The organism is Streptomyces rugosispiralis (assembly GCF_024505145.1).
GTDB classification, from domain to species: Bacteria; Actinomycetota; Actinomycetes; order Streptomycetales; family Streptomycetaceae; genus Streptomyces; species Streptomyces rugosispiralis.
In genome coordinates this window covers 1-22,893 of sequence record NZ_JANIAA010000074.1, presented here as the reverse complement: position 1 = coordinate 22,893, position 22,893 = coordinate 1, and the positions used below count along the sequence as shown (strand labels likewise).

General features: G+C 69.7%; 25 protein-coding genes and 1 pseudogene. 16 read left to right on the top strand and 10 right to left on the bottom strand.

The window, feature by feature from the left end:
- The first annotated feature begins 316 nt into the window (after positions 1-316).
- Together NP777_RS45510 and NP777_RS45505 are read left to right on the top strand one after the other, a co-directional pair.
- Positions 317-691, top strand: a complete 375-nt coding sequence (locus tag NP777_RS45510) for a DUF488 domain-containing protein (RefSeq protein WP_256656082.1) — start codon at positions 317-319, stop codon at positions 689-691.
- Positions 692-1,151: 460 nt separating this feature from the next.
- On the top strand, positions 1,152-1,826 hold the full coding sequence (locus NP777_RS45505) for a beta-class carbonic anhydrase (RefSeq protein ID WP_313884835.1): 675 nt from the start codon (positions 1,152-1,154) through the stop codon (positions 1,824-1,826).
- Positions 1,827-2,089: 263 nt separating this feature from the next.
- On the opposite strand, the gene NP777_RS45500 is transcribed toward NP777_RS45505, so the two are convergent.
- Both NP777_RS45500 and NP777_RS45495 read right to left on the bottom strand, forming a co-directional pair.
- Entirely contained in the window at positions 2,090-2,518 is a 429-nt protein-coding gene (locus tag NP777_RS45500; RefSeq protein ID WP_256656081.1) for a hypothetical protein, read from the bottom strand.
- The gene (locus NP777_RS45495; protein ID WP_256656080.1) at positions 2,518-2,907 is read right to left on the bottom strand and encodes a hypothetical protein; all 390 of its coding nucleotides are present in this window, start codon (positions 2,905-2,907) and stop codon (positions 2,518-2,520) included. The genes NP777_RS45500 and NP777_RS45495 overlap by 1 nt, the downstream gene beginning before the upstream one ends.
- 34 nt (positions 2,908-2,941) lie before the next feature.
- On the opposite strand from NP777_RS45495, the gene NP777_RS45490 reads away from it, so the two are divergent.
- Positions 2,942-3,730, top strand: a complete 789-nt coding sequence (locus tag NP777_RS45490; protein ID WP_256656079.1) for a GNAT family N-acetyltransferase — start codon at positions 2,942-2,944, stop codon at positions 3,728-3,730.
- A gap of 34 nt (positions 3,731-3,764) precedes the next feature.
- Here NP777_RS45490 and NP777_RS48900 read toward each other — a convergent pair.
- Together NP777_RS48900 and NP777_RS45480 are read right to left on the bottom strand one after the other, a co-directional pair.
- Positions 3,765-3,899 (bottom strand): annotated as a pseudogene (locus NP777_RS48900) (IS256 family transposase); the annotation flags it as partial.
- Between the two features lie 1,219 nt (positions 3,900-5,118).
- On the bottom strand, positions 5,119-5,292 hold the full coding sequence (locus NP777_RS45480; protein ID WP_256656078.1) for a hypothetical protein: 174 nt from the start codon (positions 5,290-5,292) through the stop codon (positions 5,119-5,121).
- A 607-nt stretch (positions 5,293-5,899) separates the two neighbouring features.
- Between NP777_RS45480 and NP777_RS45475 the strand changes: the two genes are divergently transcribed.
- Positions 5,900-7,369 (top strand): FG-GAP-like repeat-containing protein, encoded by a 1,470-nt coding sequence (locus tag NP777_RS45475; protein ID WP_256656077.1) that lies wholly within the window; start codon positions 5,900-5,902, stop codon positions 7,367-7,369.
- Here the strand turns inward: NP777_RS45475 and NP777_RS45470 are convergent.
- Positions 7,298-7,903: a DUF4231 domain-containing protein gene (locus tag NP777_RS45470; RefSeq protein WP_256656076.1), complete on the bottom strand. Its 606-nt coding sequence runs from the start codon at positions 7,901-7,903 to the stop codon at positions 7,298-7,300. The genes NP777_RS45475 and NP777_RS45470 overlap by 72 nt on opposite strands.
- Before the next feature lie 269 nt (positions 7,904-8,172).
- Complete coding sequence (locus NP777_RS48355) at positions 8,173-8,664, bottom strand: transposase (RefSeq protein WP_256656075.1); 492 nt, start codon at positions 8,662-8,664, stop codon at positions 8,173-8,175.
- A gap of 129 nt (positions 8,665-8,793) precedes the next feature.
- Here NP777_RS48355 and NP777_RS45460 point away from each other — a divergent pair, with 129 nt between their 5' ends.
- Positions 8,794-9,630 (top strand): SAM-dependent methyltransferase, encoded by an 837-nt coding sequence (locus tag NP777_RS45460; RefSeq protein ID WP_256656074.1) that lies wholly within the window; start codon positions 8,794-8,796, stop codon positions 9,628-9,630.
- Positions 9,631-10,126: 496 nt separating this feature from the next.
- Here NP777_RS45460 and NP777_RS45455 read toward each other — a convergent pair whose 3' ends face one another.
- The gene (locus NP777_RS45455; RefSeq protein ID WP_256656073.1) at positions 10,127-10,834 is read right to left on the bottom strand and encodes a GntR family transcriptional regulator; all 708 of its coding nucleotides are present in this window, start codon (positions 10,832-10,834) and stop codon (positions 10,127-10,129) included.
- 119 nt (positions 10,835-10,953) lie between these two features.
- On the opposite strand from NP777_RS45455, the gene NP777_RS45450 reads away from it, so the two are divergent.
- The 9 genes from NP777_RS45450 to NP777_RS45410 all read left to right on the top strand — a co-directional run bounded on the left by NP777_RS45450 (position 10,954) and on the right by NP777_RS45410 (position 18,373).
- Entirely contained in the window at positions 10,954-11,790 is an 837-nt protein-coding gene (locus NP777_RS45450; RefSeq protein ID WP_256656072.1) for a fumarylacetoacetate hydrolase family protein, read from the top strand.
- A 14-nt stretch (positions 11,791-11,804) separates the two neighbouring features.
- Positions 11,805-12,731, top strand: coding sequence for a VOC family protein (locus tag NP777_RS45445; RefSeq protein WP_256656071.1), 927 nt, complete (start codon positions 11,805-11,807; stop codon positions 12,729-12,731).
- A 305-nt stretch (positions 12,732-13,036) separates the two neighbouring features.
- Complete coding sequence (locus tag NP777_RS45440; protein ID WP_256656070.1) at positions 13,037-14,245, top strand: MFS transporter; 1,209 nt, start codon at positions 13,037-13,039, stop codon at positions 14,243-14,245.
- Between the two features lie 11 nt (positions 14,246-14,256).
- Positions 14,257-15,744, top strand: coding sequence for a bifunctional 3-(3-hydroxy-phenyl)propionate/3-hydroxycinnamic acid hydroxylase (locus tag NP777_RS45435; protein WP_256656069.1), 1,488 nt, complete (start codon positions 14,257-14,259; stop codon positions 15,742-15,744).
- Complete coding sequence (locus NP777_RS45430) at positions 15,741-16,583, top strand: SMP-30/gluconolactonase/LRE family protein (protein ID WP_256656068.1); 843 nt, start codon at positions 15,741-15,743, stop codon at positions 16,581-16,583. The genes NP777_RS45435 and NP777_RS45430 overlap by 4 nt, the downstream gene beginning before the upstream one ends.
- On the top strand, positions 16,580-16,948 hold the full coding sequence (locus NP777_RS45425; RefSeq protein WP_256656067.1) for a hypothetical protein: 369 nt from the start codon (positions 16,580-16,582) through the stop codon (positions 16,946-16,948). The genes NP777_RS45430 and NP777_RS45425 overlap by 4 nt, the downstream gene beginning before the upstream one ends.
- A complete protein-coding gene (locus NP777_RS45420) occupies positions 16,908-17,207 on the top strand; it encodes a hypothetical protein (RefSeq protein WP_256656066.1) in 300 nt (99 codons plus the stop codon). The genes NP777_RS45425 and NP777_RS45420 overlap by 41 nt, the downstream gene beginning before the upstream one ends.
- Positions 17,204-17,395: a hypothetical protein gene (locus NP777_RS45415; RefSeq protein ID WP_256656065.1), complete on the top strand. Its 192-nt coding sequence runs from the start codon at positions 17,204-17,206 to the stop codon at positions 17,393-17,395. The genes NP777_RS45420 and NP777_RS45415 overlap by 4 nt, the downstream gene beginning before the upstream one ends.
- 15 nt (positions 17,396-17,410) lie before the next feature.
- Positions 17,411-18,373 (top strand): amidohydrolase family protein, encoded by a 963-nt coding sequence (locus NP777_RS45410; protein ID WP_256656064.1) that lies wholly within the window; start codon positions 17,411-17,413, stop codon positions 18,371-18,373.
- Positions 18,374-18,469: 96 nt separating this feature from the next.
- On the opposite strand, the gene NP777_RS45405 is transcribed toward NP777_RS45410, so the two are convergent.
- Positions 18,470-19,168, bottom strand: a complete 699-nt coding sequence (locus NP777_RS45405) for a TetR/AcrR family transcriptional regulator (protein WP_256656063.1) — start codon at positions 19,166-19,168, stop codon at positions 18,470-18,472.
- 134 nt (positions 19,169-19,302) lie between these two features.
- On the opposite strand from NP777_RS45405, the gene NP777_RS45400 reads away from it, so the two are divergent.
- Positions 19,303-19,914 (top strand): NAD(P)-dependent oxidoreductase, encoded by a 612-nt coding sequence (locus NP777_RS45400; RefSeq protein ID WP_256656062.1) that lies wholly within the window; start codon positions 19,303-19,305, stop codon positions 19,912-19,914.
- Positions 19,915-20,146: 232 nt separating this feature from the next.
- Here NP777_RS45400 and NP777_RS45395 read toward each other — a convergent pair whose 3' ends face one another.
- Positions 20,147-21,529 (bottom strand): sensor histidine kinase, encoded by a 1,383-nt coding sequence (locus NP777_RS45395; protein WP_256656061.1) that lies wholly within the window; start codon positions 21,527-21,529, stop codon positions 20,147-20,149.
- Positions 21,530-21,578: 49 nt separating this feature from the next.
- Complete coding sequence (locus NP777_RS45390; RefSeq protein WP_256656060.1) at positions 21,579-22,256, bottom strand: response regulator transcription factor; 678 nt, start codon at positions 22,254-22,256, stop codon at positions 21,579-21,581.
- A gap of 203 nt (positions 22,257-22,459) precedes the next feature.
- Here NP777_RS45390 and NP777_RS45385 point away from each other — a divergent pair, with 203 nt between their 5' ends.
- Entirely contained in the window at positions 22,460-22,789 is a 330-nt protein-coding gene (locus NP777_RS45385; protein WP_256656059.1) for a hypothetical protein, read from the top strand.
- Positions 22,790-22,893: the final 104 nt, after the last annotated feature.

The window sequence follows — 22,893 nt, the reverse complement described above, 5'->3', positions numbered from 1 at the left end:
GCATGCTGGACACCGAGGCCAGGGACCGCGGACGACGGGGGCCGCGCTACCTGCCCGAGACCCGGCCGCCCGAAGGATAGGCGTCAACACCAGCCTGTGGCCCAAAGACACGTTCGGCAAACGCAACGCAGGGAACAAGAGGAGCCTCGACTCGCGGCTGCCTGCATGCCGCATCGTCCTCCCGCTCCATGCCCCGCCAGGAGCGCTACCCCGCCGCGTAAGGCCAGGCACCCCACCAAGGGAAGGCATACCCTAGATAATCAAGAACGTATGACAGTTGCCCGACGCAGCAGATTTTTGCACCGGGGAGCGCACCATGGGCAAAAACGTCAGCTACCACCGGATCTATGACGAGACATCCCCCGAGGACGGCACCCGCGTACTGGTCGACCGGGTCTGGCCGCGTGGCATGCGCAAGGAGGACGCTCACCTCGACGAGTGGATGCGTGACATCGCCCCGTCCACCGAACTGCGTCACTGGTACGGCCACGTTCCTGAGCGCTACAAGGAATTCCGGCGCCGCTATCTTGCCGAATTGCGCGATGCCACACACCAGCAGGCGTTCAACCATCTCGACGAACTCGCCCGACAGGGCCCGGTGACACTGCTCACCGCCACCCGAGATATCGAACACAGCCAGGCAGCGGTCCTCGCGGAACGCCTTTCCCGTGGTGGGCAAGGGAAAGCCTGACCAGGCAGCGCCCCAACCGCGGCGGTCTGCCAGGAGCTCGCCCACAGCATCTTTGCGGCACGCGGCACAGGCGGAATGGTGACAGCGCCCATCCGGCGGAGAAGGCGCAGTGACGTCCTTATGGCCCCTGGCCAGCCCACGGAGGTGAAGGCGCAGTCTGCTCAGGCGCCGCTCGAACATCGTGGAGGCGTAGGTCGTGCTGCTGGCTTCTCTCGTACTCGTAGGAGCCGCTCCGGTGGCGGGTCTCGTCACGGCACACCGCTTCCAGGAGTCTGCGGCACGCAAGCTCGCAGCGGGTACCGCGTCAGGGGCTTGGCCAGGCGTCGGTCCGCTGGAGAGCGGGGGACGGTTGACACACACCGGTACCGCTCCCCTCCCGCGACAGAGGTCGGCCAGCACGACCACCAGGGTATGGGCCGCCGACCGCGGCACCTGGCTCGCACCCCGGCCGCCGAGCCAGGTGCAGGGCACCGTCATCGTCGGCGGGTGCGGCATCGGCGCCGCCGCGGGAGTCGGCCTGCTGTTCCTCCTCGCTCATGATCCAGAAAGGATCGACCGGATTCGCATGCGTGAGCGGGAACGCGGAGCCGAGTATCTCGTACTGCGACTGCATGCCGATCGGCCGCCAAGAAGGGAAGACCTAGCCATGTCAGTTACCGACCGTTACCTTCAGAACAACGAACTCTACGCCTCCCATTTCGCCGGGCCCCAGCAGATGACACCCTCCGAACATGTCGCTGTTGTGGCCTGCATGGATGCGCGTATGGACGTTTATGGAATTCTCGGTCTACAGGAGGGTGAGGCAAGTGTGATACGAAACGCCGGCGGCGTGGTTACCGATGACGTCATCCGTTCACTCGCTGTCAGTCAGCAACTGTTGGGAACCCGCGAGATCATCCTCATCCATCACACCGACTGTCGCATGCTGACCTTTCCGTCCTATTCGCTCGACCCCCCGATCCGTGGTGAGGACGGCCTTAAGCCCCTATGGCCGGAGGAGTCCTTCCACGACGTCGCCATCGATGTGCGCCGCTCGATCAGCCGCATCAAGTCGAGTAAGTACATCCCGCACCATGACGCGGTGCGCGGGTTCATCTTCGATGTCAGCACCGGGCGGCTCGATGAGGTGAAGTAGAGGTGTCTTGCCATCTGCCGACGCACCGGTGGACGGCGGATCTACCCCTGCGGACAGATACCGCCCAGACAGGCGACGACGCCGCGGTTGTGCCAACGGGGCCCAGTCCGGCCCGATCGTGATCGGCACGGACGGCTCCCCGCACGCTCGGCGTGCCATGCTCTTCGTGCGCGGAGGATGAGCATGCCTTCCGGAAGGTGTACGTCGCCTCCGCTGCGTCGTCACCCCGCAGACGGCCACCGCGTGGCAGCGTAGTCCGAGTTTCATCGGCGTCGATCAGGCAGGGGTGCGACCCCGGAGAGACCGGCCAGTTCGGCCGTGACCTGTTCCAGTTCGAGGGAGAGTTCAGCGATGATCATCCGCATGGTCTTGCTCCTCGCCTGCTCCTGGCGGAGCTCGCGCTTCAGATCGTCGACCTCGGATTTGAGTTTCCGGCTTTCATCAGCGAGTTCCTGCATCGCAGTCGGCGTGGAGTCCCGGGCCTTCGCGTTTGCCTGGAAGTCCTGAATGAGGTCCGTGTGCCGGTAGACGATGTCGCGCCGCAGGCTACTTTCGGTGATCAGTTCGGAAGCGGTCAGCTTCCCGGAGGGTGAACGCAGCGGTGTCCCGGCCAGGAGCCGGTCGGCTGCGGCGCGGATCGCGGCGCGGATGGCGGCGCGGTCGGCTTCGTAGTCGCGCGGTGGGCGTCCCATCACGACTCCTTCGACGAGGTGTTGCTGGCCTGGCCGTCGTGGTGTGCTGCGATGATGACGCGGCAACTCTCGGCCAGGGCGGCTGCCCGGTCCCGCAAGGGGCGCGGGCTGAGTGGGTCGGCTGCCGCGGCCTCCCACTGTGTGTGCAAACGTCGCTGAACGGCGATGTTCCGATCGATGTAGACGATGTTGGCGCAACTCGACCGGCATTCGCCTACGTTGGGGCCGTCTTCGGCTGGGAGCCCGGCGTCGAGCCGGGCCTTGCGGCAAGCGGCTGTCTCGCGCCGCGTGGCGGGGCCGGAGACGTGTTCGCCCTTCTCCAGTAGCTGGGCGTCCCGCTCGGTCTGTTCCACCACCAGCTCAAGGGTCTCCAGGTACACGTCGTCCATCCAAGAGGAGTCATTGATGCGATCGGGAACTCAGATGCTGCCGGAAAGCGGCTCAGTGCTGGCAGGCGCGCTCCTGCAGGTCGATGCGAACGTGGGCTTCGTGCGCGCGGTGGTCGACGGCTTGGTCGGCGGGCAGGTCTGGACGTCGGAATCCGAGGGAAGTGCAGCACATCACGTCGTGCATCCGTACGGCATGTCGCTGATCTGGGGCGACGGGGTCGATCGTGCGTTCGACGAGATCACCGTCCATTTGCGGGAGGGCCGGTATCGCACCCGCGACGAGTGGCTTCAGATCGACCCGCGGTGGGCGTCGCTGCCCTGGGAGGAGAAGCTCACCGCCTCCGGCGGAAGGTCCGCCGTCAGCGTCCACCGACGAGTCAACTTCGAGTTCGATCCCAACCTGTTCCGGGCGGGTCGAGACCGCATCGCGGTTCCGGACGGCTGGTCAGTTGTGCCGGCCGACGCGTCGGACTTCGCGCGGCCGGGGTCGGTCGTACCGGCGGAGTTCTGGGACGACGCTGAGGACTTCCTCGAGCGCGGCGGCTGGCGGGTGGAGAAGGACGAGTTCCGGGGCGCGCTTGCCTTCACATCGTTTCGCTTCGACGACGAGCTGGAGCTCGGCATCGAGACCCATCCCGATGCACGGGGACAAGGTCTCGCCACCGCCGCCGCGGCTCGCATGATCGAGGACCTCCTGGCACAGGGCATCATGCCCGTCTGGTCCTGCCGGGAGGGCAATCACGCCTCGGTCGCCCTCGCAACCAAGCTCGGCTTCCGCCCGGTCAGGATCCTGCCGTACTACGGTCTCACGCCGCCCATGTAGGCGCGCTCACCACATAAGACAACGTTCTGGACGTTCATGCGGCCTGCTCCTCGCGTTCGGCCAGGATGCCGTTCTCGAATGGTGCGCCGGCGCGGACCAGGGACACCAGGTGGGCTCCGGTGATCGCGCGCCAGCGTTCCTGGGCGGACTCGACGAGCTTGAACACCATCAGAGGGGAAGACCGGCACGGACTGCACGACGCGGGCCTTGGCGATCTCCTGGCGCAGCGCCGCACCGACGACGCGCCGGCTGTCGGCCTGCACGGTGCTGCTGCCCTTCAGGCACACGTCGTTGTGGGTGCGGCGCGAGTGCGCCACAGGATGCTGCCGGCGCTCCAGGGCCGTTTGCCGGATCCGGCCGGTGTCTACTTCCGGTCGGCCCGGGGTGGCGTGCCGGGCTGCAGGGAAGCCGTGTGATCGGGCCCACCGCAGGACATCGCCGGCCCGTACCCCCACGCACCAGCGTCCTGACTGGCCGCTGCTGAGGTTGAGTAGCGCGAACGCCGCGCCACTGCCGCCGTGTCGGCGCGGCAGCTCGGTCAGAGACAGCAGGAGCAGGTACAGGCACAGTGGCGAGCGCATGAGGCGGGGCTCGTCGGCACCGGCTGCGAGGAGGTCGGCGATGTTGTCGGGCAGGTGTTCCAGAGCCGCGATCATGTGCTCGCGCTCGGGGCCGCGGCGGGGCTTGGACTCCTCGACCAGGAGCAGACGCGGATCTGCCTGGGCACCCTCCGGGTGGAAGTGGGCGGCGGGCCAGTTGGCGACGGTGCCGAAGTTCTCCTGGGTCAGCGCGGTCAGCAGCAGGCAGAAGGCCGTCGCCTCCGCCTTGGTCAGGCACAGCCAGCCGGCTATCCCGCGAAAGCCGCCTGCCTTCAGCACCGCGGTCGTGTAGTCGCCCGTGCGCCAGCGCGGCAGGTCACCGGTGCGATCGAAGGTGTCGAGCAACGCACCGAGTTCTGCCTCCTCCTTGCTCAAATGAGGGTCGCCATTGCGCCATCGGGTCATCAGCCGCCGTCCGGTCTCGATCCGCTCCCGGCCCAGGCGGATGTCTCTGCGGGCTGCGGTCATGATCGCCTGCCAGTCGCCTTCCGTGTACGCGCCGGGGCGTTCCGCCTCGGGCTGCGTCACACGGATGTTGAACAGGGCCTGGCGGGCGCCCTCGGGCGGTTCCGGGTCGTTTCGCAACGCCGTGCGCAGCTGCTTGAAGGCAGAGTGCTGGCGCTTGGGGCGGTCGTCGTAGTGCTCTACGAACGCACGGACGTGCTCTTCGTCCAGCTCGGCCACGCGCGTTGGCGGTGGCTGATGCCTGGCAAGAACCTGGGCGAAGGCGCGCAGGGACTCGAACCCGCCGTTGGCGGTCCTCAGTCGCTTCGCCCGCACCGTAACCGTCTACGGCGTGCTCGGCGAGCAGCCGAGCCCGCTCGGAGCGTGCGACAGCGCATAGGCGACGTCGCGGTCCTCGTTGTACCCGCGCCAACCCGGCCGCCGCAGACCGTCGAATCCGTATCCGCGCAGACCGATGTTGCGCCACTGCTCGAAGCCACTCCGCAGCAGCCACTTCACCTGACGGCGTCGACTCGCCGCCGGCCTCAACGGGTCCCGCCCATTCCTGGCCAGCGGCTTCCCGGATCGGTCGACCAGCCCGGACGGCTTCGTGGAAGAGCGGGCCTGGCGAGGGACCGTGACAAAACAGTATGGGGACGCCCGGAGAACATACGGAGATCATTACTGGGCCTTGATGACGGGAGCGGACGCCGCCTGCTACGGGCCCAAGGAGTTGCCCGGCAAACGCAGTTGACCGTATGGGCTGCCCGAACTGGAATACCCGTTCCAGATCGGTGACCATGTGCTCCTCGAGCTTGACCACCGCCAAGCTGTTCGCTGTCCATCTCGGCGAGTTCCCGCGCGCGGCGGTGAGCGGCTGGAATGTCGCCGGGGGCGCCCTCGGCGACCGCCGCCCGGACGGCAGAAAGGACACGGCGCGAAGCCTTCGCAGCCGTCTGCGTCCAGACGGGCCGAAGAGCCATCGGCTACGCCGTCCGTGTCCGCTCGGGCCGAGGTCCGCCTGCCATTAACCCGGCGCCAACTCCCGGTGAACTCCGTACAACCAGCTCCGCCCTTCGACGGTCACACCGGATAACCCGCACCTGTCGACCGAGTGGGAGTCTCCGTGCCACACCGCTGCCGCATCCTGACCCATGCCATCGCAGCCGGCGCCGTGGTCACCGCCGGGTTCGTGTTCCCGTCCGGTGCCACCGCTGCCGCGCCCCGTAGTGCCACGAGCGACTTCAACGGCGACGGATATGCGGACCTCGCCGTCGGCGTCCCGGATGGGACCGTCGGCGGCCAGGCCAAGGCCGGGTATGTGAACGTTGTCTGGGGCGGCCCGAAGGGGGTCGGCGCCCATGGAAGCATCCGTGTCACCCAGGCCACTCCCGAGGTCCCCGGCACCCCGGAGGCGGGTGACCGCTTCGGTGCGTCCGTGGCCCTGGAGGACCTCAACGGCGACGGCATCGCGGAACTGCTCGTCGGCGTCCCCGGCGAGGACGTCACCGGCCGCGGTACGGACGCGGGCATGGTCATCGCCATAGGCGGCTCGACGGACGAGCCGGGACCGGGGGCGACGATCCTGACCGGGCCGTCGCCGTCGGCCGCGTACGGCAGATCGGTCGCGGCGGCCGAGCTGACCGGCGACGACAACAAAGAGATCGTGATCGGCGGCACGGACAAGGTCGTCGCTCGTGTCATCCAGGGTGAAGACAGCATGGTCACCACCGTCGTCGCCGCCCCCATGGGCGGCCGCGCCCCCGTCCTGACCACCGGCGACTTCGACAGCGACGGCACGGCGGACCTGGCCGTGGCGTACTGGAACGCGGGCAGCCCCAGTACGCAGTCTCATGTGCGCCTGTGGAAGTGGGACGCCGACCGGTCCGAGATGGCCAACTTCTGGAACACGGACAACGCCGGCGTGACCGCCCTGGCCGCCGGCGACTTCGACGGCGACGGCCACGACGACCTGGCCCTCGGCGAGTGCCGTGAGATCGCCGACGAGAACATCGATGACCCGTGCGGCCCCGAAGAACTCGCCAAGGGGGGCGGCATCCACCTCCACTACGGAAGTGCCGCGAGCGGCCCGTTCGGCAGCCGCGTCCAGACTCTCAACCAGGACACGGCGGGTGTCCCGGGCGTGGCCGAGGACGGCGACCGCTTCGGCGCCGCCCTCGCCGTCGCCGACGTCAACCGCGACGGCCGCGACGACCTGATCGCGGGCGCTCCTGGTGAGGCCATCGGAAGCAAAGCGGGGGCGGGCGCCGCCTGGCTGCTCTTCGGCAGCGCTCAGGGACTGCTCGACGCGGGCGGCGCTGCCACATCCGTGTCCTGGAACCAGGACACGCCCGGTGTCCCGGGTGTCGCCGAGGCGGGCGACGCCTTCGGCGCGGCGGTCGCCTCGGGGGACTGCGACGCCGACGGTGTACCGGACGTCACGGTCGGATCGCCTGGCGAGAACGCCTCCCTGGGCGCCGCATGGCTCTTCCGCGGCGGCTCGGCCGACGGCTCGGCGGCCTTCTCACCCCGCACGCTCGGCCTCCCGTACCTGTCCACGGCTCAGAAGTACGGCAAGCCGCTGAGCAGCCGCTGAGCGCGCCCTACGGTCGTCGTACCCAACCCCACGGCGTCGGCCCGCCCACCGGGCGGCGGCCGACACCTCCCTGCCCGGAGCGCTCGATGTACGCCTCTGCAACTGCCCAACGCAGAGGCGATGGCAGACCACGTGCCGCGGATGCGATGCCGCCGGCACGTTATGGCTCGGGCGGCGGTGCCCCCGGACGATCAGATCGGCCAGAGTGTCCCGAGACTCCATGAAGCCCTGCCACTTCTGCTGAGGCTTGAGCCAAGTGTCGAGCGCGGTGAGCACGGCTACGACAAGGGCCAACAACGGCACCCACCCGACCAGGAAGCCTCCTTTGCCGCCGCTGAGGTTCTGGTCGGCTGCCACGATGGCGCTGGCAACGATGAGCAGAATACGCGACAGATAGTAGGTGACCCCGTAGTTGACCGTCGCCACCCTCCACCGCCGCATCTCCCGGTGGATCTCGGCCGAGAGCCCCTCCTCCAGTCCGTTGGCCCTGGTCTCCGGCCCATCCGCGGCGCCCCCGACCGTCTGCTCGCTCACCTGTCTCCCCCGGTTCCGCCCACGGGCATCGCCAGCACGCGCTGTCGTGTTCTCCACTGCCCTCTACCCTTGGCCCATCACGCGTACGCACGCAGGTGACGGCACATCAGTAGGCCAGAGCCGCATAGACGATGCGGACGCGCAGCCCGCTGTCGATCACCTGGTCGGCCTCGTCCGGGGATGGCCGAGCTCCTGGGCAAGAAGCGCACTCGCTGCTTTGAGGATCTGGTTCGCCCGCCTCAACTCCGTTACGTCTGGGCGAAGTTGCTTCAACTCCTCGTGCTCCGCCGGTCGTCGCGTTCTCCGGCATCCGCCTCAGCTTGGCGGACCCAGCCGCGCAGGGCCTCCTTGTGGATGCCCAGGTCCTTCGCGACATGGGCGATCGGCCGGCCGGTGGAGCGGACCTCGCGGACCGCGCGCTCACGGTGCTTCTCGGGGTATCTACTGGGTGCTGTGTGGCCACGGGTGAGGAAGTCTTGGAGCTCGCGGTGGCGGAACTGGTAGGCGATCCCGGCGGTGCGCGTCAGACCCGTGTCGCAGCACCAGCCGAGGAAACGGCCGAGGCGCCAGGGCAGCGGTTGGCTGGACCACCAGCGGCGTGTGCGGAGTGGGAAAGCTATGTAGCGGACACCCGCAGCACCGAGGGCTGGACCGGCGCCGATCCCGAACAGGGGGCCGAACGCACGCCAGGGCCTGAACGATGAGTCGAGCGCGCCCTGGTAACCGCATCTGAACAGACGGTTGCAGAGGAGCGCGAGCACACGCCCTCAGCTCCGCAATCTCCGGCTCCCACTGGTGGGTTGGCCGACTCTCGCGCATATGCCCGAGAGAGGGGCCTATCCTGACCGGGCTACTTGACGATCATGGACGCGCCCCACCCCGGAGCCCGCATGTCTCACGAACTGCCCAATGCCTTGAATCTGCGTACGGACAAGGCGCACTCCGCCCGGATGTACGACTTCTACCTCGGTGGGAAGGACAACTACGAGGCGGACCGGGAAGCCGCCGGCAAGGTCGCGGCCGCGTACCCCGGCATCTTCGTATGCGCCAGGGAGAACCGTGCGTTCATGCACCGCGCCACACGCGTTCTCGCCCGGGACCACGGCATCCGGCAGTGGCTCGACATCGGCACCGGCATTCCGACCAAGCCCAATCTGCACGAGGTGGCACAGTCCGTGGCACCCGACGCCCGCATCGTCTACGTGGACAACGACCCGATCGTCCTCGTGCACGCGCAGACCCTGCTCAGCAGCTCCGGGGAAGGCCGTACCGCCTACATCAGGGCGGATGTCAACGAACCCGACGCCATCCTCCGGTCCCCCGAGCTCATCGAGACGCTGGACCTGAGCAAGCCCGTGGCCCTCAGCCTCAACGCGCTCATGCACTTCGTCACCGACGCCCAGGACGCGCACGGGATCGTCCGCCGCCTGATGGGCGCGCTGCCCTCGGGAAGCGCCCTCGCGCTCAGCCACTGCACACCGGACTTCGACCCCCAGACCTGGCAGAAGGTCACCGGCATCTACGACCGGGCCGGAACCCCGGTGCAGTTCCGTGACAAGGCCGCCGTGGCGGACTTCTTCGCCGGTCTCGACCTGATCGAGCCCGGTATCGCCGTCGGCCACCGCTGGCGGCCGTCCACCGAGAACGGTGGAGACGCCCCTGGAGACGCCCCGGCGCCGAGCGATGCCGACGTCAGTCTGTGGGTCGGTGTCGGCATCAAGCCATAATTGCCTTCCCCTCACCGTTGTCGTGGCCCTGCAACGGGGTGCCACGTCGTACTCGGCGCCGCCATCACCGCGGCCCTCGAGGTCACTTCAACGAGACGCCGGCGGTGCGACGGCGGGCTCCGGCTGATATCGGGGGCGAGTGCGAGAACTGCGGCAATGTGATCCATCTCCGCCGGGCCCGCCGCGGTGTGGGCCCGGCCGAGATGGACCGTGAGCTGCCCGGTCTTGGTGGCGGCGAACGACGGCGGGTTTCCGGGGACCGGCTCCGTGAGCGGGCCGCGACCGCGCCGCGGGGACTTCATGCGGCCGCGCGAGCAGGCCGCAGCCGGCTCTTGTGCAGCGATTGTCCCCGGGAAGACGGTCGCGAGGAGTGCCCTCTCCCTTCACCGGCCCGGCTCTGCGTCTTTCGGAAACGGCACAGCCCGCCGGGGGGTCTCCGCGGGAAGACCCCGTCAGCCGGCAGGTGTGCCGGGCTCCCGCACTCCGAGTCCGGCCCTCACGGGGCGGAGGGGCCGCGGTCCTGCTTGCCTTCCTCCTCGCGCCGCCCGTAGTCGTCGAGCAGCAGGTTCGTGGTGGCGTTGATGTGGCGAGTGAGCGCCTCGACGACGCCCGGTACGTCCCGTTCGATGGCGCGATCGCAGATGGTCTTGTGCTCTGCCGCGATATCGCGGTTGCTGTGCTCGGTCGGTGTGCGGGCCCAACAGCGGTAGACCTCCGCCACCTCGCGCAGCTGGGTGGCGATGTCCCGCAGCTGCCGGTTGGAGCATCCCTCCAGCAGGACGCGGTGGAAGCGGGCGTGGGCGTTCAGCCAGCCTTCGTTGATTTCGCCGGTGTCGCCGAAGAAGGGAACGCGGGCGAGATGGTGGTGCGCGGCGAGCAGATCGGACTCCCACTCGATGGTGCCGGCGGTGACGGACTCCCGGACGAGGTGGGTCTCGATGAACACGCGGGCCTCGGTCAACTCCTCCAGGCGCTCGGGTGAGACGGTGACGACCCGGAACCCCTGCTGCGGCGCGAAGGTCGCCAGCCCCTGGCCGACCAGCCGGGGGAGTGCCTCCCGCAGCACCCCGCTGCTGGCGCCGTACCTCTCCTTCAGCGCCTCCACCCGCAGACGTGAACCGGGTTCGTGCCGTCCGTTGAGGATGTCCGCGCGCAGCCGCTGGTAGATCTCCTCGGCGCGGGTCATGGAGCTGGTAGTCGCCATGTCGCAGATTCTAACGTACCTAGGTATTTTTCAAAAATCTCGAGATTTTCTTGACGTGTCGACTGGGAAGGGCGTTGACTCCAGTCATCCAGAAGCAGGAAGACCGGAGGCGGCGCGCTATGCGGACGACGACCAGAGCAGGACGGATGTGCCTGGTGACCGGAGAGGCGGTGATCGATGTCGAGCAGGCCAGTGCGGGCCGGTTCCCGGCTGATCCCGTGGCAGTGTTCGAGGAGTGGGACGCGTTCCGCTCCTGGGCCGCCGAGCTGGAGACCGCGGCTGCCCAGGCGCCGGCGGGGCCGGACGGCAGCGTCTCGCCGGCGCCGCGGCAGGTGTTCGCGATCGGCCTGAACTACCGCGACCACGCCGAGGAGGCCGGCCTGGCGGCGCCTGAGTCCCCGTCGGTCTTCACCAAGTTCGCCACGTCCCTCACCGGCCCCGACACGCGACTGCGGCTGCCCGGCGGCCGCGTTGACTGGGAGGCCGAGCTGGTGGTGGTGATGGGACGCCGGGCGGAGCACGTTGCCGCGGGGGACGCCTGGTCCCACGTGGCCGGGCTGACCGTGGGGCAGGACTACTCCGAGCGCGATGTGCAGTCCGTGGGCCCCGTACCGCAGTTCTCCCTCGGCAAGTCCTTCCCCGGATTCGCGCCGACCGGCCCGGTGCTGGTCACGGCCGACGAGTTCGCCGATCCGGACGACCTGGCGATCGAGTGCCTCGTCAACGGGGAGAGCGTCCAGAAGTCACGTACCTCTTCGATGATCTTCCCGGTCCCGGAACTGATCGCACGGCTGTCCGCGGTGTGCCCGCTGCTGCCGGGCGACCTGATCTTCACCGGCACCCCATCAGGAGTGGGACACGCCCGCACCCCCCAGCGCTACCTGCGGCCGGGAGACGAGGTCGTCACCCGTATCGAGGGCATCGGACAGCTCCGGCAGACCTGCGTCGCCGCCTGAGAGAGGGGCACCCCATGGCTTTGCACAGGCTTCAGTCACTCACCGTCGGAGTGCCGGATGTGGCCGAGGCGGCCGACTACTACGTCGACTTCGGACTCGAGCAGGTGGCACCCGGACGGTTCGCCACCGTCGAGGGCGGTGAGCAGTTCTTCCTCGAGCACTCTCCCGTCCGGCGGCTGCTGGGGATGGCGGTCGCCGCCGACGACGGCGACGACCTGGACCGGATCGCCGCGAACCTGGACCGGCTCCAGCTGCCGTGCGAACGCGACACCGGCTCGCTGCGCACCAGGGAACCCATCGCCGGTGTATCGGTCGAGGTCCGGGTCGCACCCCGGCTGACCCGGGTCACCGCCGCGGCCACCCCGTACAACGGCCCCGGACGCCCGGACCGCGCCGGCATCCGGGCGCCCGTGCTCTCCCGCACCGACCCGGTCCGGCCCCTGGCCCTGGGCCACGTCGTCATCGGTTCGGTGGAGCAGGAGTCGACCCAGCGGTTCTTCACCGAAGGGCTCGGTTTCAAGGTCAGCGACGTCGTCCCCGGCACGGCCGCGTTCATGCGCTGCTCCACCGACCACCACAACGTCCTGGTGCAGCAGGCGCCACTGAACTTCCTGCACCACACCTCGTGGCAGGTGACGGATGTCGACGAGGTGGGCCGGGGCGCCACGAGCATGCTCACCGAGCACCCGGAACGTCATGTGTGGGGGCTCGGCCGCCACCACATCGGGTCGAACTTCTTCTGGTACCTCAAGGACCCGGCCGGCAACTTCAGCGAGTACTACGCCGACATGGACTGCATCGTCGACGACCAGCTGTGGACGCCACGCTCCTTCGAGGGCACGCAGGCGCTCTATGCCTGGGGACCTCCGCCTCCGCCGTCGTTCCTCGCCCCCGAGGACCTGGCCGCGCTGATGACCGGTGCCCACACGGCCAACGGCTGAGAGGCCCCGGCACCGTGCAGCGCCGGGACACGCGGCCCCGCCCCACGCCCCGCCGGCTTCACACCGATGAGGCCCGAACCACCCCTCCTCGAACCACCCCTCCCAGAGCCGACCCGCCGTCGGCGCGCCGCACAGAAGTACCTCCGCCCTTTCCCGCAGCGCCGCGGTCAGCGGTCGCGACGGATGAGAGCGCCGAAAACGGAGTCGGAACATTGAGCACATCAGCGTTGGCCCGTCGGGGCGGCCGGTCGTCCCCGGGGCCTTCATCGTCGGCGGGCACCGCACTCGCGGTCGGCCTGGCAGTGATGACACTGGAGGGTTTCGACCTTGTCGCCTTCGGCGCGACGACACCGCTGCTTCTGGACTACCGCCCTTGGCACCTCTCCATCGCCTTCGTCGGCCTGCTCGGCAGCCTCACCCCCATCGGCATGCTCGTCGGCTCCTTGCTGGTCGGCCAGTTCACCGACCGGTTCGGCCGACGCCGCACGACGCTGATCAGTATCGGCGCCGTCAGCGCCGGGATGTTCGTCTGTTCCGTGGCATCCGTTCCGTCGCTGTTCGGCGCGGGCCGATTCGTCGTCGGGCTCGGTGTCGGCGCGATCTATCCGGCGATGGGCCCACTGATCTTCGAACTCGCCCCGGCCGGGCGGAAGAACCTGTTCTCGGGGATCGTGCAGTGCGGGACCGCCGTCGGCGGTTCCTTCGCGGCGCTTGTCGCCAACACCCTGCTCACTGGGCACAGCTTTCATCTGGAGTACCTGGTCGGCGGGATCGCCGGTCTGCTTCTGCTGCCCATGGCCTTCGCCTGGCTGCCCGAGTCCACGGAGTATCACCGGGCGGTCAGCGCGTCGGCCCCGGTCCCCGGCCGGGGCGGTGTGTGGCTCGTGCTGAAGCCGCCCTACCTCGGCACCACGGTGATGTTCTGCGCCATGGCGGCCCTGTCGTTCCTGCTCGTCTTCGGGGTGAACACCTGGTTGCCGCAGTTGATGCAGACGGCGGACTATCCGTTGCGGAACTCGCAGACCTTCCTCATCCTGCTGAACCTCGGCGCCACCGTCGGCGGGCTCGCCATGGCGCTCCTGGCCGACCGTGCCGGATCACGGGGGCCGATCACGGCCTGCTTCGTCCTCGGAGCCGCGGCGATCGTCGCCATGAGCGCCCGGCTTCCGCTGCCGGTGCTCTACGCCATCGTCATCGTCGGCGGTTGCGGCGCGGTCGGGGTCCAGGGGCTGATCAACGTGTACATCTCGCGTTCCTACCCGGTGACCGCGAGGGCTAGCGCGGTGGGCGTCGCGCTCGGGGTGGGCCGCGTCGGCGCCATCGCCGGCCCCACGCTCGGCGGCTGGGTTCTCGCGGCCGGCCTCCAACCCCGTTGGAACTTCACCCTCTTCGCCGTCCCCGCCGTCCTCGGCGCGGCCCTCACTCTGGCGGCCGGCGGACGAGCACAGCGGAATCAGGGCCGTCCCGCTCCCTCGCCGCGTGCCAAGGAGCCGACGGCCGGACACACACAATGAGAGAGCACACCATGAACACCTACGATGTCGCCGTCGTCGGCTGCGGCCCGGTGGGGCTGACCCTCGCACGGCTGCTGGCGATGAAGGGGCTGCGGGTCGCCGCCATCGACCCCAACCGGCTCGTCTGCCATCATCCGCGCGCCACCCATCTCGACGACGAGATCATGCGCCTGCTGCAGACCCTGGGCGCGCAGGACATGGAACACCGGTTCCTGCGCCAGACCGCCTGGACACTGCACCGGGGGAACGGGCGGGCCTTCCTGCGGCAGACGCTGCCCGAGGAGGAGTCGGACCAGGGCTGGCGCACCGACTACCAGTTCCACCAGCCGGACTTCGAGTCGCGGCTGCGGGGGCTGCTCGCGGCCGACGCGAACGTGGACCTCTGGTTCGGCTGGACGGCCGGCGCGATGGAGCAAGATGACACAGCGGTGCGGCTGACGCTGCTCGACCGGTCGACCGGAGCCGAAACCACGCTCACGGCCGGCTACGCCGTCGGCTCGGACGGCGCCAACTCCTTCGTCCGGCAGGCGATGAATGCTGAAGTCGAGGACCTCCACGGCACTCAGCGCTCCCTCATCATCGACATCCACCCCTTCGAACACCCCGCACGGCTCCCGGCGGACAGCGGATTCATCCTCTGTCAGGGGAAGCGGCCCGTGACCTACCTGCCGATCTTCCCGCCGATGCTCCGCTTCGAGTTCATGCTGCTCGACGAGGACGACGCCGCGGAACTCGAACGACCGCAGTCGGTGTACGACCTGCTGAGCCGCTGGCTGGAACCGGGCGGCTACCGGATCATGCGTACCGACACCTACGAGTGGCACGCCCGGCTCGTGCGCGGCTGGCGGTCCAACCGCCTGCTGCTCGCCGGCGACGCCGCACACCAGATGCCGCCCATGCTCGGCCAGGGCATGTGCTCCGGGCTGCGCGATGCCGCGAACCTGGCATGGAAGCTCGCCGCCGTCGTGAAGGGCGAGAGCCCCTCAGCGCTGCTCGATACCTACGAAAGTGAGCGCGCCCCGCACGTGCGCCCCTACATCGAGGAATCCGCCCGGCAGTCCAACCTGATCGAAGCGCTCGGTACGGGTGCGGTTCCCGAGCCGAACGGAACGCAGACGATCGAGAGGTTCCGGCCGCTGCTGGGACCGGGCCTGGTCACCCGGCCCGGCGGCGCCATCGGGCAGTTGAGCCCGCAGCCGCGCGGCGCGAGGGGGGAGCGGCTGGACGATGCGAGCGGATACGGTTTCACCATCGTCGGGAGCCCGGGGGTGACCTCCGCCGTGTCCGCGGACGTGCGGCAGATGTGGCGCCGGCTGGGCGCCGTGGTCGTCCCGGAGACCGGACCGGCCGTCGACCGCTGGCTGGCCGCCCACTCGGCGGCCGCGGCGATCATCCGTCCGGACCGCTACACCTTCGCGCTGGCCACCGACACGGCGGAACTGGAGCAGGCCACCCGCGACCTCGCGCGGACGGCATCGATTCAGGAGGCGGGGGCGTGAAGGAGTACGCGGCCGGGATGAGCTGGGGGGAGGGCCCCCGCTGCCATCGCGGCGCGCTGTGGCTGTCCGACACACAGGGCGGGAAGCTGTGGACCGACCACGACGGTCCCTGGCGGGGCATCCCGCTGGACGCGGTACCCAACGGCCTGTGGTTCCTGCCGGACGGGCGGCTGACCGGCGCCATGATGCATGAGCGGCGCATCGGAGTGTGGACCGGTGAGCGGTTCGCCACCTACGCGGACCTGAGCGCGGTGGCCACCGGTCCGCTCGGCGACATGGTCGGTGACCCGCACGGCAACCTCTACGTGGACGATGTCGGCTTCGCCGCGCACGCCGGCGAGCCGCCACGGCCTGGCCGGTTGGTGCGCGTCGCGGCGGACGGGTCGGTACGCGTGGCCACCGAAGACGTCGAGTTCCCCAACGGCCTGGCCCTCGTCGACGACGGTCGCACCCTGCTCGTCGCCGAGACCACCCGGCAACGGCTGACCGCCTTCACCGTCGCGGCCGACGGGGCGCTCACGGACCGGCGCACCTACGCCGACCTCGCCCATCTGGTCGGCGCCCACGCCCGGCCGGACGGTATCTGGCCGGCCCAGGACGGCGTCTGGGTGGCCACCACCACCGGACACGCCGTCGCCCTGGTCCGGGAGAACGAACTGGTCACCTCGGTGGACACCGGGGCGCTGCTGCCGATCGCGTGCTGCGGCGACGGCGGGAACCGGCTGTTCGTCACCCTCGCCGACACCCAGGGCCTCCCTCTGGGCGAGGCCATGGCCGCGAAGGCGGTGCACACGAAGGTCGCACTGCTGGAGGCCACGAAGGAGGGGGACGCCGGATGAGCGGGAAGCCGGACTGGACCCCGACGCCACAGGGCGTCGAACACTCCCGGATCACCGACTTCGCGCGGTTCGCCTCGCCGTGTGCCGGACGTGACCCGGGCGGTGACTACCACGCGCTGTGGGCGTGGTCGGTCGACGACGTGAACGGCTTCCGGGCCGCGGTGTGGGACTACTTCGGTCTGCCCGAGCGCCCGGCGGGGCCCGCGCCGGCGGCCGAGGCGCTGCCGGGAGGCGTGTGGTTTCCCGGCAGCACACTGAACCACACGGCCGAAGTCTTCCGCGACCGGACCGGACCGGACCGGCACCGACAGCGCCGTCATCACGGTGACCGAGGACACCGGCCCGGTGGCCATCACCTGGCATGAACTGCGCCGTCAGGTCGCCTCACTCGCGCAGGCGCTCACCGAACTCGGCGTGCGCATGGGCGACCGGGTGGGCGGCGGCTACTGGATGCCGCTGTTCGTCACCACCACCGACGGCATCGACGTCGATGCCGTGCTGAGCGAGAAGATCCGCGACGCCATACGCCACGGCGCCTCCCCCCCCGCCACCTCCCCGACGAGATCATCCAAGCCCCCGGCATACCGCACACCCGCACCGGCAAGAAACTCGAAGTCCCCGTGAAACGTCTGCTGCGCGGAGACGCCCGGCGCTCCGTGGTCGATCCCGGCAGCGTCGACAGACCCGAACTCATCGACTGGTACGCCCACATCGGCGCCGCCCACCGCACGCGGAACGGCACCGCCGCCGGCTCCGTCGCGTCCCGGCCACCGAACGGCCGCCGGCCGCCACACCACCACAAGGACATGTGACGAAGGAGTCCTGCCATGACCTACATCGCGCTGGAAGAAGCCTTCACCATCCCGGAGCTGTTCGCGCGCCAGCCCTCGACGCCCCAGAAGATCCAGGTCAGCTATCAGTATGCCAAGGACTGCCGACGCCGCCTGGCGGACTTCGAGGAGCACCGTCTTCCCGAGATGGACGCGCACGGCATCGACATCCAGGTCCTGTCGCTGAGCGTCCCCGGCATCCAGGCCGACACCGACGCCGGCGCCGCCGTCGACAACGCCCGGTTCGCCAACGATCACCTGGCCCGGACCATCGCCCGCCACCCGACCCGCTTCAAGGGGTTCGCCGCCCTGCCGCTGCAGGACCCCGCCGCCGCCGTGATCGAACTCGAACGTTGCGTCGAACAGCTCGGCTTCAGGGGAGCGCTGGTCAACGACCACACGCAGGGCCGGTACCTGGACCATCCCGCGTACGGGGAACTGTGGAGCGCACTGGAGGAACTCCGTGTGCCGTTGTACCTCCACCCCGGCTCACTGCCCCGCGACGACTGGCAGGTGATGCGCGGACGGCCGGAGATGTACGGGGCCAGTTGGAGTTGGCAGGCCGAGACCGGCGGCCACGCCATGCGGCTGATCTATGCCGGAGTCTTCGACCGGCACCCCGGTGCGACCCTGATCCTCGGGCACCTCGGCGAGTTCCTGCCGTTCCAGCGCTCCCGTTTCGACTCGCGCTACCGCTCGCTCAAGGTCGACGCGCCGCTTGAGCGGATGCCGTCGCAGTACTTCGGGAGCAACATCCTGATCACCACAAGCGGGGTACTGGCCCCGGAGGCCGTGCAGGCCGCCGTGCTGAGCATCGGGGCCGAGGCGGTCATGTTCGCGATCGACTACCCGTACGAGTCCACCGCCGAAGCGGTGGACTCGATCGAGAAGTGCGACCTTTCGCCCGAGGTGAAGGAGAAGATCGCCCATCTGAACGCCCGGCGCGTGCTGGGCATCTGACAGCAGAGACACATGGTCGCCCCACCGGTCACCGGCGCGGCGCCACGTCAGCTCACAGGAGGCAGCAGCAGGCCGCCCACGCCGATGCCACGGCCCTTATGTGCCCCGGAGACCGGCGGCAGGCCCGGACGCCACCTCGCCCTGGGGCAGGAGGGCCTCGACCTCGGCCGCCGGCCGGCCGGTGTGCAAGCTGAGCAGGTCGGTGATCAGGCCGTCCAAGGGCGGCCAGGGGATGGTGCCGTGGTCGTTGTAGAGGCTGACCAAACCGTGCAGGGCGGTCCAGAGCATGAGTCCGGCCTGCCACTGCTGATCCGCCGTGCGCCGTTCCCGTTCCCCGGTGGTGGCGGCCGCCAGGGAGGCGACGACGGCGCCGAGCAGCTCGGCCCCGGCGCCGTGGGCCGTCCCGGGGACGAGATCGGCGGGCATCCGGCCGCCGAAGAGGGTGCGGTAGTGGCCGCGCTGGTCGACTCCCCAGCGCACATAGGCCGCGCACCGGGCGACGAGGTCGGCCAGCGGGCTCGCGGCGGGCCGCGCGGCCTCGTCCATCAGCCGGGCCAGCTCCTCATAGCGCAGCCGCAGCACGTGCTGGATCAGTGCGCTCAGGTCGGGGAAGTGGCTGTAGATGCTGGCCGGCGCCACCCCGACCTCACGCGCGACCTGCCGGAGCGTCAGCGTCTCCGGTTGATCGAGAGTGGCCAGCAGCTTGGCCGCGGCGTCCACAAGCTGGGCCTTGAGCACCTGTCCCTGTCCGCGCGGGTTGCGGCGACGGGGAGCGGACCACTCCTGAGACGACACCTTCGCCCCCTTCCGGCCAGGGTGAATGGTTCAGCAACAGGTGTTCACCTTACAGGCCGTCGCACATTGACACCGATAACCAACAGTTGTTCACTTAAGTCACCAACGGTTGTTCAACCAAGGAGTGGATGATCATGCGCATCGCCGTACTCGGAGCCTCGGGCCGGACCGGCGGCACGCTCGTCGACCAGGCGCTGGAGCGCGGACACGAGGTCGTGGCCCTGGTCCGCGCGCCGGCCAAGGTCACCGTGCCCGCGCCGCGGCAGGTCGAGATCCGGCAGGCCGACGTCACCGCCCCGCGGAGCTTTCCCGACCTGACCGACGTCGACGTGGTCGTCTCGGCCATCGGCATCGGCAAGGGCGACGGCCCGGGCGCGCTGGTCGCCGGGGCCAGGAGGCTCGCCGCGGCGAACGTCCGCGCGGTATGGCTCGGGGCGCTGGGCTCGGGCGTATCGAGCCGGTCCGGCGGCTTGATCTACGCGGGGGTGATGCGGGTGTTCGTCGGATCGGAACTGGCCGAGAAGGCCGAGGCCGACGAGATCGCCCTGAAGGCCGGAGCCACCGTGTTCCACGCTCCGGACGTCACGGACGGCCCCCTCAGCCCCACCCGCCGCACCGTGCCGCTTACGGATCTGCGGCGCCCGCTGCTGCCGCCCAGGATCTCCCGCACCACGCTGGCCGCGCTGTTGCTGGACGAGGCGGAGACGGACAAGCACGGCAACGGCATCCTCGTACCCCTCGGCTGACCGCCGCTCGGACGCTGCGGCCTACGTCACCGGGATCGCACTGTCGGCGGGCGGCGGGCGGCGGGCGGCGGGCGGCGGGCGTGAGGATCGTCGTGGTCGAGGAGCGCCGGGGCCACCAAGTAGTTCCTGCGCACCGCGCACGGCCTGGACGCCGTGACCCTTCACCGTACGGATCCCGGTCCACCGCTCCCCGGTAGACGGCGTCTGGTCAGCACGTGGGGCGCACATGCGATCAAGTGGCCAATGGTAGGCGCAGGACCAGCCGGGCCCCCCGCCCATCGCCCTCCACCGCCACCCGGCCGCCATGATGCGTGGTCACGTCCCGCACGATGGCCAGTCCCAGCCCGGAGCCGCCGGCGTCCCGGCTTCGGGCGTCATCCAGCCGGGTGAACCGTTCGAAGACCCGCTCTCGGTCGGTGGGGGCGATACCGGCGCCGTCGTCCTGAACGCTCAGCACCGCCTCGCCACGCACGGTGTCCAGGGTGACCTCCACCCGGTGGCGGGCATGCCGGACGGCGTTGTCGAGCAGATTGCGCACGGCCCGGGACAGAGCGTCGGCGTCCCCGCGGACCCGGGCGGGGTGGACGCGACCGCGGCCGATGGCCACGCCGGGGCGGACGTGCAGGCGTCGCAGCTCGGCCCGCACCAGATCGTCCAGGTCGACATCAGCCGTGAGCGCGGTCCCGGGAGCGGCGTCCAGACGGGCCAGCCGCAGGAGGTCGTCGATGAGCCGGCCGAGTCGGACTGTCTCCTCCAGCAGATCGGGCAGCCGGGCCGAGAAGTCGACGCGGGGGTGGCGGACAGCGGTCTCGAGTTCGGCCCGTACGGCGGCCACCGGACTGCGCAGTTCATGCGCGGCGTCGGCCACGAACTGCCGCTGATGGGCGGTGGCCTCGTCGAGCCGGGCCAGCAGATCGTTGAGGGTGGCCCCCAGCCGTCCCACCTCGTCGGCGGTCGGCGGCAGATCCAGCCGGCGGTGCAGATCGGTGGCGGTGATGTCGGAGGCCTGGCGGCGCAGCCGTTCCACCGGCACCAGCGCCCGCCCGGTGATGTGCCATCCGGCGGCGGCGAGCAGGGCCGTCAGTACCGGGACGCCCACGGCCAGCTTGGCGACGAGTTCATCCACGCTGTGGTCGGCCTGGGTGGTGGCGAGCCCCACGTACACGGTCTTGGGGGCCTGCCTCGATCCGGTCGACACGACGGCGACACGGTAGGTCTCCTGGTCGCCGAGCGGCCCCCCGTGCGCGGTGCGCACCGACGGTCCGCCGCCGGGAACCGGTTTCAGCGTCCGGAACAGCACGGGTTCCCCCGTCACGTTTCCGGACGCCGTGATCACCCGGCCCCGGTGGTCGACGATCTGGGTCACGTCGTCACCAGCACCGGAGGCGGGCAGCGGTTGCGCCGCCCGGCCCTTGTCCAGGGTGGCTGCGATGATCAGCGCACGCTGCCGGGCGCTGTCGTCCAGGCTGCGGACGAGCGAGGCGCGTTGACTGACCACCAGCAGCGCGCCCGCCAGGCACAGGCCGAGCGCGGCGACGAGCGTGGCGGCGAGTGTCAGCCGTGTCCGCACGCCCAGGCCACGCCAGCGGGGGAGCCGGGTGCGCGTCCGTGACATCGCCGAGGCCCTGCGAGGGGCCAGGGGTATGGTGCGGATCCCCATGGGGTCACCGGTCACTGGCCGCGAGGCGGTATCCCGCCCCGCGTACGGTCTCGATGGACCGTGCTCCGAAGGGAGTGTCGATCTTGCGTCGCAGATAGCCGATGTAGACCTCGACGACATTGGGGTCCAGATCGAAGTGCTCGACCCAGACATGGGTGAGGATCTCCTGCTTGCTCACCACCTGGCCCTGGTGACGCGCGAGGTATTCGAGCAGCGAGAACTCCCGGGTGGTCAGCTTGACGGGGGTCCCGGCACGCACACAGGCGCGGCTCCCCGGATCAAGGAAGAGATCACCGACGCGCAAGATGGCGGGTCTGGGGCTGCGGCCGCGCCGGATCAGGGCGTGCAGCCGGGCGGTCAGCACGACATAGGAGAAGGGTTTGGTGAGGTAGTCGTCCGCGCCGAGGTCCAGCCCGTCGGCCTCGTCGTACTCGCCGTCCTTGGCGGTGAGCATCAGCACGGGGGTCCAGTCCTCCGCGGCCCGGAGCCGTCGGCACACGTCGTAGCCGTTGAGCCGCGGCAGCATGATGTCCAGCACGATGGCGTCATAGGCGGTCTCGCCCGCCTTGTGCAGCCCTTCCTCTCCATCGGCGGCGAGGTCCACGGCGAACCCCTCGGTGGTGAGGCCATGGACCAGGGCGCGCCCCAGCGTGGGATGGTCTTCGACAATGAGGACCCGCATGGCGCGCCTTTCTCTACCCCTTCTGTCCCGAATGTTCTTCTTCAGGGTAGGGGGACGTGGCGGAAACCAGCTGAGAGCCCGCTGAGAGCCCCGGAAGCGTTCCATGACCTCCGTCACCACGCCTCAGACTTCTCTCAGCGACGCCGATGCAGGGTGAGCGCATTCCGGTGGGAAGGTCCCCCGGTGCGAAAGTGAAGGTGATCATGAACACCCGCAAGAAGGCAGCAATTCTCGCCGCGTCCACGGCCGCCGCCGTCACGGCCGTCGTCGGAGGCGGTACGGCCATGGCGGCCACGCAGCCGTCCCAGCCCTCGTCCTCGGCGTCCACCACCACGCAGCAGCCCGCCCCTCCGAACCCCGCCACCTCCAAGGGCGCCGGTGGGCAGGGCATGGGCGTCGGTGGGCATGAGAAGAAGGGCGGGAGCGAGAAGAAGGGCGAGAGCGAGGAGCGAGGCGGCCAGGAGTCGGGCGACTCCGGCGGCCACGGCGACTCCGGCTCCCGGGCCAACCACGAGTCCGAGGGCAACGAGTAGGAGAGGTCTCGGATCCCATCCGAGGCGGGCGGTCGTGTTCTGTCGCCCGCGCCCCACCCGGCACGGGGGGGGTGGCCCTGCCGGGGAGAAACAAGGGGGGGGGG